This is a genomic window from Granulicella sp. dw_53 (assembly GCF_018449545.1).
In the GTDB taxonomy this organism is placed as follows: domain Bacteria; phylum Acidobacteriota; class Terriglobia; order Terriglobales; family Acidobacteriaceae; genus Edaphobacter.
This window is the reverse complement of sequence record NZ_JAAVUR010000013.1, coordinates 1-16,571: the sequence shown is the minus strand read 5'-3', so window position 1 is coordinate 16,571 and position 16,571 is coordinate 1. Positions and strand designations below refer to the sequence as shown.

The window sequence follows — 16,571 nt, the reverse complement described above, 5'->3', positions numbered from 1 at the left end:
CGTGTGAATAAGTTATGAATAACAGTGTTGCAACAAAAAAGACAACGAAAATAATCAGCAGACCTGAGCCGCGAGCAGGAGCGTGATGGCGTGCCGGTGTCATTCCGCTCTGAACGGATGCTCCGCGGTCTGTTGGACCGGCAGACTGCATGTTGCGCAATCAGCGTGGGCAGGGATCTCGATCACATCGTCCTCAGTTTTGTAAGTCTGGTGTTCTAGCACAGCCATAAACTCGCGCTTAAGGGCATCCACCTGATTAGGGCTCAGACACTTCTCATTGCTCACGCAATAGAAGCGCATCTCCCCGTTGAGGGTGTAGGAAACTAGACCGAGTGCCCTAGTCTTAAAAGAATGCAAGTAAAGGCGAAGATCTTTCAGTCGAAACGGCGCGTCACTGTCGTCGATCACAACGTTGCCGAGGTTGGATAACGCGAAGCTGTTACATCTGTTGAATGTTAACGCATCATTCAGACGAAGGATCGATTGTACTTGTCCGCTCGTCAACGGTCGAAGCATCTCAATGAAGTGGAAGCGGCGGGGAATGTTGAGTAATTCCTGAGCGATCTGTCTAGGTATCTCTTCATGGATCGAGCGCGCGCGATCCCAGAACTCCTCCTCCAAAGCTTGCCCAGTGCGTACCTTGAAGCTTCCGCCGCCAAAGAACACTGTGTCACTCTTCAGCGCGGGGAAGCGTCCTCTCCGTGGATCTATCTGATTGCCAATCCACTTTGGCAAGTTATCTTTTCCGAAGGCAGCGAAGAGTGTCCGGTCCAACGCAACTACGAGGGCGGCGTGCACAGAGACGCCCTCAACCTTGCAGCGCTTCCTCAGTGCGTCTGACATTGCCCTATTAGCCTTCCACTCCAGGTAGTGTTCGTTATTTTCCGGGGTTTGAGGTGACTTCGGAACCAATCGCAGGAGGCTATTCAGCAGACTCACCTTCAATCTGGTCTTCCATGGTTGCGGAGGTTGGTAGTTGCCAATAATATCCTGTGTGGTGATCGGCTCATAAGGGATCAGTTCTTCATCGCTATGAAGCGACTTTAATATCTCTCTAACAATAATGAACATACTCATGCCGTCGCATATGCGATGCGAGGTCGTAAGTAATAAATCGCTCTCACCCTCCGACTGTAGCCAGACCACACGTAGCTGGGGTAAGTCATATGCGAAGGCGGTTGCCAGTTCAGTTTGACATTCCCGACGGTAGTCATCTTCAGATAAGCGTGGAACGATCCGTAATGGAATCCCTGGTGCACTATCCTCTTCGTAGTACAGTCCGTCGTATTTCTCACGAATCAGCGTGCGTAGTGCTGGATGCTTGCGCTGTACACGGGCAATAGCTGAGCGAAGCTCATCCAGGTTCAAACTGCCCTCCAACCTGACAAAATACAGAATGTTTCCATCGAGGATGTGCTCAATGTTGGATAGCTTGCGGCTCATCATTCACCTGTTGTCACTGACGACCTTTAATTGATGGAGAGCTGATTGTTTCCGAACTTTGTAGCGGTATCAACCATTACGAACCAATTCAGCGGCCATCATTGGAGCCCCTTTGATATCCCCTGTATTTATAGGACTGAACTCGCGTTGTAGCAGGGCTATGAATTCTAGCTTGAGCGAATCGGCCTCGTTACGGCTCAAACATTTCTCGTCACTAACACAGTAGAAGCGCATCTCTCCGTCGAGAGTATAAGGAATCAGACCAAGCATCCTGACGTTGAAGGAGTGGATGTATAAGCGTAGATCCTTCACTCGAAAAGGAGCGTCACTCTCGTTGATCACAATATTCCCGAGATTGGATAGCCCGAAGCGGTTCCAACTACCGTTGGCGAGTTCGGACAACCCGAAGCGACTCGATATGCGATTGAACTTAAATGCATCACCTAGTCGCACGATCCACTGGATCTGTCTGCTTGTTAGCGGACGAAGCATCTCGATTAGATGGAAGCGGCTAGGAATATTCAGTATTTCGCGTTCGACTTCGTTGCGTATTTTTTCGTTCACTCCTCGCACTCTCGCCCAGAATTCCACGTCCGGTGCTGGCACTGTGCTTATCTTAAAGTTGCCACCACCAAAGAAGACCATGTCACTCTTCAGCGCAGCGAAGCGCCCTCGCCGTAGATCGATGGGATTTATGATCCATTTCGGTAACTTCTCTCTCCCGAATACTGCGAACAAGGCACGCTCCAGCGCAACCATAAGGAAGGCATGAACGGAGACGCCTTCAGCCTTACAGCGCTGTTTCAATGTATCCGAAAGCAACTGATCAGCCTTCCATTCCAGATGGAATTCCTTATTTTCTGGCATTCGGCTAGAGCTTGGAATCAGCCTCAAAAGGCTATTGAACAAACGGGCCGCCAGTTTGCTCTTCCAAGGCCGCTGAGGCTGGTAGTCGCCGATAAGATCTCGTGTGGTGACCGTTTTGTAGGGGATCAGTTCTTCATAGCTATGGAGCGCACGCAATACTTCTTTGACGATAGTGAACATGCTCATGGCATCGCAGATGCGGTGCGAGGTTGAAAGTAACAGATCGTTTTCAAGCTCTGAGCGGAGCCAGACCGCACGCAGTTGGGGCTGGTCCGATGCAAATATGGTATTTAGCTCCGTCTGACACTCGCGTTGGCAATCATCTTCCGACAGGCGAGAGACGATCCGCAGAGGAATCTCCGGCGCACTGTCTACCTCGAAATATGATCCATCCGGTTCATCGCTAATGAGACCCCGCAGCGCAGGATGCTTTCGCTGTACGCGGGAGAGTGCTGACTGAAGCTGGGACAGATTGAAGCTGCCCTCCAGCTTGACAACGTAAATGATATTGACGTCGGCGACCTGCTCAATGGCGAACAGCTTTCGTCTCACGATCTGCCTCCTGCCATCCTTGACTCCAAAGGAAAAATCATTTGGCGACTGCGGTGAGCAAGCTAGAAACTTCAGTTTCACTCTCGTCAGTCTTTATGGCCTGTTTTAGGATCGCCATGAACTCACGCTGAAGCGTATCTGCTTGGCTGTGGCTCAGGCACTTCTCATCGGCTACACAGTAGAAGCGCATCTCGCCATTGAGCGTATAAGTCACCAGGCAGAGCGCTCTAAAGGTGAAGGAATGCATGTAGATACGCAGGTCCTTCACTCGAAACGGGGAACTGCTGTCATTGATCACGATGTTGCCGAGATTGGACAATGCGAACATATTCCAACTACCGTTGAACTTCAACGCATCCCCCAGACGTACGATCGACTGGATTTGTCCACTCGCCAGCGGATGAAGCATCTCCCAGAAACGAAATCGACCCGGAATTTTGAGCGTCTCTTGCTCAACCTGTCTCTGTATCTCGGCATAGATTGTGCGCGCTCTCCCCCAAAACTCAATGTCGGCAGTTTGTTCGATGCGCGTTTTGAAGCTTCCACCTGCAAAGAACACCGTGTCGCTCTTCAGTGCTGGAAAGCGCCCTCGACGTATGTCCATTGGGTTATCAATCCATTTCGGTACTTTATTTCTTTCAAACACAACGAATAGAGCGCGTTCCAGCGTGCACATCAGGGCGGCATGCATTGAGACGACTTCCTCCTTACAGCGCTTCCTTAATACGTCCAATAATGCGCCATCGGTCTTCCACTCCAGATAGCGTTCGTTATTTTCCGGCGCTCGGCGCGAGTTTGGAATGAGTCGTAACACACCATTCAGTAGGCTTACTTTGAGTTTGTTCTTCCACGGTTGCGGAGGCTTGTAGTCCCCGATTATTTCCTGCATCGTAATTGGTTCGTAGGGGACCATTTCTTCGTCACTATACAGAGACCGTAATATCTCCCTGACAAGTATGAAGATACTCATGCCGTCGCAGATCCGGTGCGATGTCGTAAATAGCAGGTCACTCTCCAACTCAGATTGCAACCAGACCACGCGCAGTTGAGGCAGTTCATGCGCGAAGACTGTGGTCAACTCAGTCTGGCACTCGTGCCTGTAACCATCTTCAGACACGCGGGCCACAATTCTCAATGGGATCTCTGGAGCGCTATCCGCCTCGTAGTACAACCTATTCCTCTCTTTACGAAGCAACGAGCGTAAGGCGGGATGCTTGTGCTGCACACGAGTAAGAGCTGAGCGAAGCTGATCAAGACCTAAATGACCTTCCAGTCTGACGAAGTAGACCACATTTCCGTCAAGAATCTGTTCTAGAGCGGATAGTTTCCGTCTCACGATTTACTCCCAGTCGCCATAAGCGACGAACTATCCTCAATGGCGATTCGTTTGCGTCCGGATCTTTTACAGAAGGAGGCTATGTAGGGATGCTGTCGCTCGAATGTGCCAAGTCTGCCCAATACTCCATCAAGGTAGCCGCAAGCAATCGCGGTCACTTTTTCGAGTTTTTTTGAATCGAACCACAATACTAATAACCCCTGCTGGATCGCCATCAGACCGCTAACCCAATGCAATCCAGAATAAGAACGATACAGGTTCAAGCAATGCACCATATTACGCGAGACATAGTAGCGTCTCCATGCTGCATGATGAGTGCTGAATAGCTTGCCGCGCCGTTCGATATTCCCGTTGGACTGCCGCAGCGTGACGGCGGCGTTTACGTACACCGGCACATTCTGGCTTACGGCTCGCAATGAGTATTCGATATCAATGTACTCGATAAAATAGTCCTCCCTGAAGGCTCCAAGCTTGCGGTAAGCTGTGGAGGAGATCGCCGCCCCGGATGAAATGATGCACATGGTGGGAAACAACCCCGTGGTCTGATAATCAATATGAAAGGGTTTGGGAAAGGGCTTGCCCGGCAGGATGACGGGCATGCACTTCTGCAGTTTGATCTCAAAGATCTTTGGGCCCAGCAGAAACGTATCGGTGCCGAGTCCAATAGTAGCTTGCATCATGTCTGCGAAGAACGATGCATCGATATCAGAATCCTGATCCAGCAGGAAGATCACGTCACACGGGCGCGCCAACAGAACTTCGGCACCCTTATTGTAGGCTCCGGCGAGCCCACCCTCGTTGCGATTCGGGAGTACCTGAATGCCTTGTTTCTGGAGGTTCGCGTGTAGGCTCGAATCAATCTCAGGCGAGTTGTCGACAGCAACAACGTTTGCGCAGCCCACACGCGCTTTGGCGAGATTTTCCAGAAAGGCTCCGGAAGGCTCGTAGAGTACAAAGATTAGACCAAAGCTCTTCATATCGTTTTCTCCCGCACCATGGGCAGATTGGAGGCGAGATCAACCTTGTGCTCCCCGGATATCGTTATGCAGGTATGAAGTATTTCCATGGCCCGTTCTTCAATCGCCAGGGCTTGCTCGCGAGGTAGAGACTGTTCGTCGGATACGATCGCGAATTCCATTTCTCCGGCAAAGCTTGAGATGATTACCGTGTTGGCCGGAGTGGGCGATACCATGACCAAGGGGCTGTAGATCTTCTCCAGCCGGAAATTCTGGTACTCCTGTGGTAGATCCAGGCGCCCCATATTAGACAGCGTGACGTGACGCACCACAGGTGCATTGTCGAAATAAGTTACAAATCTCGCATATTGGTCATGCAGGGCTTCCAAGCCGACCAGATACTCATAGAAGCCGATGCCTAGACGGTCAATACGGCGTGTCAGGTCTGCCTTGGTCAGCCGTACCCGTGCCCAGAATCCGTCGTCGACAATATCCCACGGTGGAGGCAAGCCCTTCATTCTCAGCGTCACGCTTGGTGCTAGCCCGAACATCACATCCTTGCGCATCTGCGGTAAGAATCTCCGTGCATCCACCATGCTGTAGGTCTTTCTCAGTGCTTTGATTCCACGGACATCGCGAAACGCTTGCATGAAAGCCACGCTTACTGCGGCAAGTACGGTAACGCCCTCCGCCCTGCAGCGCTCGATCAATACCCGCGTAGTCGCCTCGTCGACATGCCAGCGATGGAAGTACATTTGCTCCACGGATATAGGTATATTTATTCGTTTGCGACTACCGCGCCCCTTTAAGAAAAGAGCTAATCTGAGCAACCCCACCTTTCTCCGCACGCGTCGGCGGAAGCGCCGGCTTTGCAGCACGGCTGCGGGAATAATGTCTTCAATTGCACCAAGCGTCTCATAGGTACCTAGATCCCGTTCCGGCCGATCATAGGCATAGAGGCATTCACGCAGAAGGTTGATGCCAGAGGCACCATCGCAGATGCAATGATGACCGACCAGTATTAGCTCGTTTAAATCTTCTCCACGTACCCACACGAATCGTACTAATGGCGCGCGGCTCGCATCGAACGGCGCCATCCACTCACGACGTATCTCGATTTGCCATGCGCCCTCGCTGTGGCGCTCAACAATGCGTAAAGTGATTGCCTCAGGACGATCCTGAAGTACGAAACGAGGGAAGCCGTCCATATTGTCGATCACGCAACGTAGCAGCGGATGCTTGGCCTGTACGCAAGCCAGGGCTCGACGCAATCGCGTTTCGTCCAGCCTGCCGAGCAGTTTGACAGTAAACACAGAGGTAAACGGTGTATGTCCCTCACGGAACATCGTTCGCTCCGGTAATAGTAGTGGCCGCGATCGCCTGTTGCTCTGAGCGACCGATATCATATTGGCCTTGTCCATACATTCGGCGTGTTCGACTACATTCATCGCTCTCCTCCGTCCCAGATGCGAATAGCACGGTGATTTTCTTGATGTATTTCATGCCATGTTTTTTATTCGAGGCTGAACCACAGCCTCGGACGAAATCTTAGGCAGTAGATTCCACGCATACAGGCAGCGGAGTGCTTCGCCAATGCTGTCCTCGGCGCGTACCGCTTGTCCCAGTGTTGCCGCTGCCTGGAGCATCGAGGCCTGTTGCGTTGTTGTCAGCGCGAAGGCCAATGCATCGGGGGTTAGGTTCTTACGCTCTAGTGCTAGCGGTGCGACGCCTAAACGATTAAGACGATGTGCCCAAAAAGGCTGATCGCCAAAAAACGGCACAATAACCGATGGAATTCCTGCACGCACGGCAGCTGCAGTTGTACCTGCGCCACCGTGATGTACCGCGGCGGACATAAGTGGAAACAGGCCGTCGTGCGGAGCATGGCGCAAAAAGAATATTTGTTCGTCGTGCGGACCCTCGTCACCGTTCAGTGCCCCCCAACCAGTGGCCAGAACGGCGCGCTGTCCACTCTTTTTAAATGCGTCGAGCACGGTTTGCGTAAACGCCGCCGTGTTGCTGCTCACCATGCTGCCGAAGCCGACATAAATTGGCTTCGATCCAGCAGCGAGAAACTGACTTAATGCTTTAGGTGGATCCCATGTAGGCTGATCCAAAAACCAATAGCCGGTGACTTGAGAGCTGTCTGGCCAATCCAACGGCCTTGGCAGTACGTGGCTGCTGAAACCATTGATTATCTTTGCTGTGTGCAACTCACGAAAATAGGGACCATACCACTGGTATAAGGGTAGCCTCAGTTGTGGCCGAACAATCTCATTGATAGCCGGACGCATGACATCCCATAACAATTTAAAAATGAGATAGTGCGCTCCAAGACTCAGTACACCGGGCATCTTGCGTCGTCCACTGCTCAACATTATCGGTGGCAATATTCTAGATAGAGTCAGCGGCTGTAAGCGGGCAATTGCGAACGGAATCCCCAATGCTTCGGACAACGCCTTGGCGAGCATAATACTGTTACTAACTCCAATCAGTAACCCTGCACCCTCGCATGCTGACAGTCCCTCTTCTACCCAGTTGGTTGCCCAAATCGCATAGCGCTCGCGAAAAATTCGGGCCATCGCACGTAGGTTTAATCCTTGGTCTGCGATAGTGACATCGGCTTCCAGCATGGCTTGAAAGTCAGCTGTCAATGGGGAGAACTCCAACCCAGCGGAGCGCACTAACTCAGCAAAGTTACTACTGGTAGCGATGCGAACAAGATACCCTGCGCGATGAAGACCCTGTCCCAAAGCGACGCAAGGGCGGACATCACCTTGTGTTCCGATGGTGAAGATTACGATAAGTTTTGTGTGCGCTTGCTGCGATTCAGGCATAGACCGGGATGATTACTTCCTTTTCTTGTTGAAGAGCTGAAGGCCTCCGCATATGCTGACGGTCCAGAAGAGAGAGCCGCTGCTGCAATATGTTTCCTATCTCGGCCGCAGGAACTGGATCTAGCACATTCTCGTGATGACAAGCGAGTTCATGCACCTGGAACACACCGCCCACAAAGGGGCGCCATGCCGACGGATTACGATCGAGTATTCCATCCAGATCGCCCGTGACTTCCGTAGCACTGAAATAGAGGACATCGACATCTATTTTGCATGGTACATGCTGACGTGCCAGTTTCAGGTTGTTGAACATCACCGCCGCCAGGTGCTTGATGAACTCTGGATGGCTTTTTATAATTTCTTGTGACAGCCTCATGACTCCCTCGAGTTGGGGAATCGAACGTGCATTATCATGGCGCAATAAAAACTCCCCCAACTCTTTCAATGTTGCTGGTATGTTTTCGTGAACAAGATCGATGCCCAGAAAACTCAACGCCATTTTCACCTCGTCTGCTCCAGTAGGTGGACGGTCATTCTCTTCGGAGGCGAACAAATAACTGTCAATCATCGATAATAGCTCTACCTCCGAACCCTGAGCCTGCATCTGCGCGGCGATGGAGTGACCAAGCAAGCCTCCCAGTGAGCGTCCGATCAATCGATACGGTCCCTCAGGCTGGATACGTCGGATCTGAGTCAGATAGTCTGTCGCTATCTCTTCGATACTGCTCGGCAGACTAACACCGCCTCGCAGCCCCCGCGATTGCAATCCGTAGACCGGAATCATAGGATCCAGATGCCGCAGCAAAGCGGAAAAGCCCAGACTGACACCAATCATTGGGTGGATACAGAAGAGTGGTCGATGCGCGACCCGGCGCAGTGGCAGCATGACACTTAGCGGCTCGACAAGGTCGCTGCTAGTGAGGCGATCGATCAACGCTGCCAAAGCGCCAACGGTAGGTGCCTCGAACAGGCTGCCCAAGGCCAGCTCCGTCTCGAACAAGGTGGGAAAAAGTGCCGCCAACTCGGCCGCATTCAGAGAATCACCTCCCAATTCGAAAAAGTTGTCATGCAGACCCACCCGCCCGACCTTCAGAATTTGCTGCCACAATTCCGCAAGTTTCTTCTCGGTTGGAGTTGCTGGCTCAACATAAATATTTCGATTGGCCCACTCCGGTAAAGGCAACGCCTTGCGATCCAACTTTCCATTCGGTGTCAGCGGCAAAGCATCCAGCACGACGAAACTGTCCGGCATCATGTAGCTGGGCAAACGACCAGCCAGGAACACGCGTAGCGAGTCTATATCAATGAACATGCCGTTTGACGCTACCAGATAACTAGCTAGAGAAACTGTGCCACCGTCATGATGCGCAGTGACAGCAGCTTCGGATACAGTCTCGTGCTGTAGTAACAGGCTCTCGATTTCGCCCAACTCTACCCTGTGGCCGTTGACTTTTACCTGGTCGTCCACACGTCCTATGAATTCAAGTAGCCCACCGTCAATCCAACGTACCAGATCGCCAGTACGATACATACGGCCGCCATTATCGCTGAACGGGTTCGCAAGAAAGCGTTCTTCATTAAGTTTTGCCCGGTGTAAATAGCCCTTGGCTACTCCTTCTCCTCCTATGTATAACTCGCCGGTCGAACCGGTCACGACCGGCTGACGGTATTCGTCTAATACATAAACTTGGGTATTAAGTATCGGACGGCCTATTGGCGGTGCTATCGCTCCAATCTCGCCTAGTTCGAAAGCAGTCGACCAGATCGTGGTTTCGGTTGGTCCATAAAATTGGGTAACTCGTGCGGCCATACCTTTGAGCCGCACCGCTAACTCCGCGCCCAAAGCCTCGCCACCGACCAACACATGTACATCCTCGAGTTTTGTATCGGAACTGGCCAACAAGATCCGCCACAAAGAAGGCGTAGCTTGCATGTGGGTCGCACCGCTGCGCCGAATCAACCGTGCTAGCGCCGGTGGGTCATGAACAGCCTCGCTGCCTGCCATTACCACACGAGCTCCGACTGTCAACGGTAGGTACAACTCGAGCCCAGCTATATCGAAGATCACTGTAGTTACTGCTAGAAACCGGTCTCTGGCCGTGGGCATGAGTTCGTATCGCATACCTTCGAGGAAATTCGCCAGATTGCGATGTGTTACCTCCACTCCCTTCGGACGTCCCGTCGATCCGGAGGTATAAAGCACATAGGCAGTTCCATCTGAAGTGCTTAAATCCGGTTCATGTTCCTGGGTACTCAGCGACGGATCTATATATTCCGGCCGCAGCAGCGTCAAGCTTCTGCGAGCGAAGCGTTCATGCATCTGGGGTGGAGCAATCAGCAAAATCGGTGAGGCGTCATCCAACACCAACATCGTCCGCTCGATCGGGCTATCTAGATCGAGTGGCAGATATGCCGCCCCAGTTCGCATAATTGCTAGCAGAACAATCAACAACTGCTCACTACGTGGCAACGCAACGGCAACTATGTCGCCAGACTCCACTCCACTGGCGATCAGTTGACGGGCTTGTCGAACGCTTCGGTTATGCAACTGACGATAACTTACTACGGTGTTTTCATACACGACTGCTGGCGCGTCCGGGGTTACTGCTGCCCAATGCGCAACGAATGCAGGCAGACGGGTATCTTGCAGCTCTGAAGCCGTGGCATTCCAGTCGCAGAGTAAACGCCGACGTTCCTCATCACCTAAAATATCAAGCTGTCTTAACGGCACGTCTGGCTTGGCAAGCACCTGCTCGATAAGGCGTGTCAACCTTCGTCGGTGCTCATCCAACTCATCTAGTTCGTAGAGTGCCGGATTGGCATCCAGGTCGAAGCGTAAGCCTGTGTCCGTGCCTCGGTCATACATGAACACCATTAGGTCCTCGGCTGAACTATTCGACAGATTATGTGAGATGGTCGCGGCGCCATCAAAATTGAGATGGTAGTCGAATGGTTCGATATTCACACCAAGCCATGCAATGTTCTGCTCTTGACCGATGCGGCCAAGGTCGCGGCGCAAATCTTCATAGCGATATTGCTGATGGCGTAACGCTTGCCGCACAGTTCGCGAGACCTGTGAGAACAGTTCAGCGGCGGTTATCTCGGGTGTAAAGTATAGGCGGATCGGCACCGCATTTACCGATGGTGCAAGAGAGCGCCTCAGCGCCGCGTTGATGCGTCCCGAGACCGGCATAAGGAAGACCAAATCAGTGACACAGGTTACTCGTTGGTAGTAGGCGGCAACCAGGCTGATGAGGACCTGAGGGAGGCTAGCCGCAGTGGCCTTGCCAAGCTCCGCGAGTTGCCGGACAGTGTCAGCGGACAAATGGCCAACGCTACGGCGCAGGTCGCTACTTAGACCATGCCGGCGATGGCTACGCGATAGTGTCAACGCTTCAGGGAGTTGGGCCAGTTGTTGATGCCAATACTCCCGATCGCGTTGGAATCGTTCCGAATCTCGATAGGCAGTCTCAGCCGCTATCAACGTCTCCACCGTGCAAAAGGAACTGGCTATCGGCTCGCGGTCCTCGGCAAGTGCGGTATATAGCTCCGCCAAGCGCCGGGCAATCAGACCTCCACCGTAACCATCTACTCCTATGTGATTAGCCCGGTGATACCAGAAATAATGATCATCCGCGGCCTTTAGAAGAGCGGAAACCCACAATGGATTATTGGCTAGATCAATGGGCCGAGCCAATTCGTCCTTCATCCACGCCTCTATCGCGGTGCGCGGATCGTCTTCGCGACTCATATCTATGTACGGGAAATCGCCTTTGTAGAACGGCAGCACCTCCTGCTTGGGCTTTCCATCTTGCTCAGTAATACGCACGCGCAGTTCTTCTGCCTCGGCTACTAATTGACGGAGTGCAACGCGGAATATCTCGGGCTTAATCGGACCGCATATCTCCACCGCTTCGGCAATATTCATGTTGGCGCTAGGCGTAATTTTTTGACTGAAATACAAGCCACGCTGAGCAGTAGTCAATGGGTAAGAATAACGCTCATTCGCTTTCATCGAAGGCCCCCGCACACATCTCATCGGATTTGTTCCAGGACTGGACGAACGTGTTTGTATCGAGTGAAGAATTCCTTTGAATGAAATTTTTATAAAGGTTTTTAGATCGCTTGGTGTGAAAAAAACAAGTCAATTTGTAACTGAATAACTCCAGATAACTCGCATTATTTGTGCTTTTCATAGGAAACAACAAGAGTTTCAGCGGCGCAGACGATGTTTTAGTTGTGGTCTTCGAAAAATATTTTGTAGGTGGGTAAATGACATCGAGCAATGGCGTCTCTATAGAGAGAGATGCTCTTGGATACCAAGCTTTAGAAATGTATGTTTTTACCTTAGTCACTCGATTTAAGACAACACACCGTAAAAACTCCAACGAGTTATTCATCTACGACTCCCCGGCCCAGAAATATATCGCCTACGTAAATTAATGAAGCAAACAATCTAGCTCACGGAAAATTTACGCATGGAATTGCACCACAGGGGAGAGTCATCCAAAAGGCAGAATGAAAGGCACTCAAAAAAAGTACAGTAATAAATAAAGTGGTTATTTTGTCGCACCGAAATATCTCACGAAAGATATTGAGTAGCAACTTAAATATTCAAGAAAATGAGCACCGTTAAGATACTTTCGCTGGGCTATAAAATATAGCGTATTGGTAATGGGTAAAATGACTCATCTCTAATGAGTGGAGTCACCTATTTGTTGCGAGGAATAATACTCATTCATCGTCAGAGAAAGAGATGCTGTTGCAATATGACTGACGACGATCGGGAGATTTTATGCACTCGCGCGCCGGTGAAATTTATATCTTCCGTTTAAGCATGTGGGTTTACCATCTGCAGGAAGCGAAAAGTCGAAAGTAAATTATTGCTGCGATTCAGCTCTTTATAATTGGATCGAGCCATTGTCAATTTGTCCAAGAGGCAAGTCCACCCGATCATTATTGTGTTGGCGAGAAGCCGAGATCGCCGAATTTGTCTCCCCAAAGGCAACGAATTCGAAAGCTGCACAAATAGGGTTCGAATAAGGCGTGATGCGACGAAAGCCTCAATTCGCAACAAGCCTAGAACCCAGGGGATTACAGTGAAAGGGGAACCTGGTATGCACGCTATCGGATTAATGTCAAGGGAGTACGCTCATTGGACGAAGACCTACAATGTAGGCAGTGAAAAGAAACACTGGGTTGAGAGCCTGAACTCGTTGGGCTGACAAGAGGTGTAATAGAGGCCGGAGCACACGAATTTACGATCTTTGTCGTCACCGCAGTATCGGATGCCTAAGCAGTCATCTGCTCTGCACAGATGTTCTCAGTACTGTCCCTTCAGTAAAGTGGGGCAATTGCGTGCAGCGTGAAATCATCGCCCATTCAGATTCGGACCTCGATTTATTGACCGCAGAAAAGGACTCGCCCCTGAGTGGTTTTATCGTCAAGCCTTCGGCGCTGCACTGAAAATTTCTACTAGGCGATCGGCGATGTACTTATCCTCGCCCTCTTTCAGCTGCCACATGGCAAAGCCGAACTTCGTGGGGTCCGGCTGGCGATGGTGGTGTTCGGGCTGATTAGCAGGAGCTTCTGGGTTGCGTCCGCGCATACCGCCAGCGTCGGCATTCAGACTGCCAATGCCAACAGGTTTGGTCTCAGCAAGTTGGTGTAGTACCTCCTGCGACGTGATCCTCAGCTTAGTCTGATCGATTTGCCAGCTATACTGCGGCGTTACATTGCCCAGGGCAGTCGGATTGAACTCGCGCGGCAGGGCCGCCACACCAAACTTCGCAATCGCCTTTGTGATGACCTCGGCGCGAGCATCGTAATTCTTGACGACCTCGTCGTAGTCCTGATTGACGAAGAGTTCCAGAGCCTTGAGCAGAGCGAAGATCGTCTCCTTGCCCACCTTGCTAGAGCGGCCGATGCGATCTTCCTGCGGACTCATATTCATCTGCGCCCAGCGGATCAGCTTCTCTTTGCCGATCAGAATGCCCGAGGCCTGTGGCCCACAAATATCCTTGCCGCCTGAGAAGGCAACGAAGTCCCAGCCTTGCGCCGGGTACTCCCACAGGCGCTCCTTGGGGGGAACGTCGGCCGAGGCATCGTTGAATGTGTAGATATTGTGTGCCTTTGCAATCTCGATCATCTCGGGCCCGCTCACCTTACCGCGGTCCGACTGGATGTTGATGTAATGCATAGCCAGTGTCTTCGGATTGATGGCGTTGATCATCTGTTCCTTCGTCTCAACTTCCACGAGTGTTACGCCCGTCTGGCGAACCTGGTGGTCGAAGTTATTGCGATGGGCTTTCTGAATGATGACCTCGGTCTTTGGAAAGCCCGTCAGATCAGGACAGGCTTTGAGACGTGGCTCAAGGTCCTCGGTCAACATGCCGGCATAACCCACCACAATGCCTGCAGCCACTCCGCCCGTCACCAAGCCGGTATAGCCGGGAGGGGTTTTGCAAAGCTTTTCGATATAGCGGCCAGCGGCCACCTCAAGTTCGTTGATCAGCACAAAGTGCTGGTTGCCCTGGCGCATCAGCTCCATCACCTCGGGCTTCATCACAGAACCGCCGATGACAGTGACCGTCCCGACGATGTTGACAAGCGGTGTTACTCCCAGTTCTTTATAGACATCGCCCGTCGATCCTAAGCCGCTCTTGATGGGAACGATGGGGTGGCCGTCGATGCCATGCTTCTCATCCTTTTCCTTTTTCTCCGCGACAGCCGCATTAGGCGATAACAGGCTACCAGTTGCCGTACCAAGTAGTGACAGAAAAGAACGACGATTCCAACCGGACTTCAAGATCATGTGTAACTCCTATCCATTAATAACTAATAACCAGTTCGCCGAAGGGCTGGACGGATTGACAACTATCGCACTGACAGTGGCTTCAATCGTGAACCAGCCGGAATCCAGTAGACCGCCACGCAGGACCGCGATGGAGCTTTACTGGGGGTGAAGTATGTTCCATATATTTTATCAATACCCGATAGATATCAGTGTCTAGTCATTTGCACAGCGTGGAAGGGAAGAGGCGGGTGTGTCTCTGGGGCTTTGCCGGGAAGGCGTACTGCTTCCATTCGAGGTATCGGGGTGGCCTTAGAAACTGCCGTCGGAGGAGCATAACAGCATAGGCAAATCGAGTGAGAATGTGGTTCAAGCAGTATCCAGAGAGATTTTTCCTCATCGAAGCAAATCGGGATTGAGTACTTGGGCGCTATCTGCGTTCGATTTGCACGAAACTGAATAAGTTCAGAACTCTTTTCAAAGAGTTTGGACGATTGGCCGTCAAGTATAGATGGAAGGGCTAAAATTCGGCGGCCCCCGGTCGGGTAATGGCGGCGCGTATGGCGGAGTCTGGAGCGGCGGGATCGAAGGTAATGGTGTTATTGGTGCTGCGAATGCCGAGTTGGCGCCACAGTTGGGGGAGATCGACAGGCACTGGAGCGGTGGACCAGCGAGCGTACATCTGTTGAAGGACGTGGGTGCCGGTTGCGGTGTCTCCGATAGCAAGCACTTGGGCGATAGGCCACTCCTTGTCGATTGTGCCGCCCGAGCGGAGGATGGCGCGGAGAGCATCTTGCAAGCCGAGTCGGTTGTGGGTCTGACGGCGGATTTCGATGTCGGCGACGAGGCAAAAGAGCGCACCACCCCAGTAGGTACGCCCCCAGGTGTGAGTGTTGTTGAGGCCGTGGTCGCCTCGTTCGGGTTCGCCGTTGATCATGCCTCGGAGCATATCGGCCCAGATACTTTCAGGGGGCATCTCGCCCGCTTGCACGCGGGCGATCGGTTCGACGTAACTGGCTATCCCTTCTTCAAGCCAGTGCTGGTCGTCCGGCAGCGAAGGTAGGGCGGTGTGGACAAGTTCGTGGGTGATGATCCAGTCGGAGGTCAATTCTTCCCGTGTGACCGACTGGCCGATATGGAGGATGAGGAAGGCTGGGAAGCCTTCTCGGTCACCCCAGGTAGTACCGTGCAGGTCGCGGTTGGCAGTGGGGAGAATAAGGATGCGAGCTCTGGAAACAGGGAAACGTCCATAGTAAAGGGAAACGGCGTGGACGGCTTGCTGGATGCGGTCAGTGATGGCAGTGCGGGGGAGATCCAGCAGACCATCGGCGAAATCGACTTGCAACGTAGAGGTGCCGACGGTGAGCGTTCGGGTGAACGCGACGTGCGGCTTACGGTGGACATCTTGCTGGGCGCTCAACATAGATGTAGCAAGTAGAGCGAGTGAGCAGAAAGTTCGGCTGATATTGCATTGCATCGTCTGTATCCCGCATACGTGAACTGCCGATCAACTGTGTCGCTCCTGAGTGCAAGGGTGGCTGCAATCGGATCGTACCGTCGCAAATGTAGCCGGATTTACGTTGCAGCGATATTATCGCGTCAGCGGTAACGCAGTCACCCATTCTGAGGAGAAGGTAGAAGCGGGTAGACCTGCACTGTTGTAAAGCGCAGGTGGAACGACATTTGCCCAGGCATAACGGACGAAACGCCGCCGCGAAACAGAGGGCGCCGACACCACTACGGACTCGCCCTCGATCTTCGCAACGGCAGAAACAAAAACGTGGTCC

At 52.2% G+C, this 16,571-nt stretch carries 9 protein-coding genes and 1 pseudogene; all 10 read right to left on the bottom strand.

The window, feature by feature from the left end:
* Positions 1-99: 99 nt before the first annotated feature.
* On the bottom strand, positions 100-1,446 hold the full coding sequence (locus HB393_RS18460; protein WP_213806675.1) for a hypothetical protein: 1,347 nt from the start codon (positions 1,444-1,446) through the stop codon (positions 100-102).
* 66 nt (positions 1,447-1,512) lie between these two features.
* On the bottom strand, positions 1,513-2,862 hold the full coding sequence (locus HB393_RS18455) for a condensation domain-containing protein (RefSeq protein WP_213806674.1): 1,350 nt from the start codon (positions 2,860-2,862) through the stop codon (positions 1,513-1,515).
* A gap of 37 nt (positions 2,863-2,899) precedes the next feature.
* On the bottom strand, positions 2,900-4,198 hold the full coding sequence (locus tag HB393_RS18450; RefSeq protein WP_213806673.1) for a hypothetical protein: 1,299 nt from the start codon (positions 4,196-4,198) through the stop codon (positions 2,900-2,902).
* The gene (locus HB393_RS18445) at positions 4,195-5,175 is read right to left on the bottom strand and encodes a glycosyltransferase (RefSeq protein ID WP_213806672.1); all 981 of its coding nucleotides are present in this window, start codon (positions 5,173-5,175) and stop codon (positions 4,195-4,197) included. The genes HB393_RS18450 and HB393_RS18445 overlap by 4 nt, the downstream gene beginning before the upstream one ends.
* A complete protein-coding gene (locus tag HB393_RS18440; protein WP_213806671.1) occupies positions 5,172-6,602 on the bottom strand; it encodes a condensation domain-containing protein in 1,431 nt (476 codons plus the stop codon). Before HB393_RS18440 ends, HB393_RS18445 begins: the two co-directional genes overlap by 4 nt.
* Positions 6,603-6,653: 51 nt before the next feature.
* Positions 6,654-7,991, bottom strand: a complete 1,338-nt coding sequence (locus HB393_RS18435) for a glycosyltransferase (protein ID WP_213806670.1) — start codon at positions 7,989-7,991, stop codon at positions 6,654-6,656.
* Positions 7,984-12,006, bottom strand: a complete 4,023-nt coding sequence (locus tag HB393_RS18430; RefSeq protein WP_213806669.1) for a non-ribosomal peptide synthetase — start codon at positions 12,004-12,006, stop codon at positions 7,984-7,986. The genes HB393_RS18435 and HB393_RS18430 overlap by 8 nt, the downstream gene beginning before the upstream one ends.
* Before the next feature lie 1,428 nt (positions 12,007-13,434).
* A complete protein-coding gene (locus tag HB393_RS18425) occupies positions 13,435-14,805 on the bottom strand; it encodes an aminotransferase class V-fold PLP-dependent enzyme (RefSeq protein WP_213806668.1) in 1,371 nt (456 codons plus the stop codon).
* Between the two features lie 499 nt (positions 14,806-15,304).
* The gene (locus tag HB393_RS18420; protein WP_213806667.1) at positions 15,305-16,261 is read right to left on the bottom strand and encodes a hypothetical protein; all 957 of its coding nucleotides are present in this window, start codon (positions 16,259-16,261) and stop codon (positions 15,305-15,307) included.
* Positions 16,262-16,375: 114 nt separating this feature from the next.
* A pseudogene (locus HB393_RS18415) lies at positions 16,376-16,571 on the bottom strand (sialate O-acetylesterase); the annotation flags it as partial.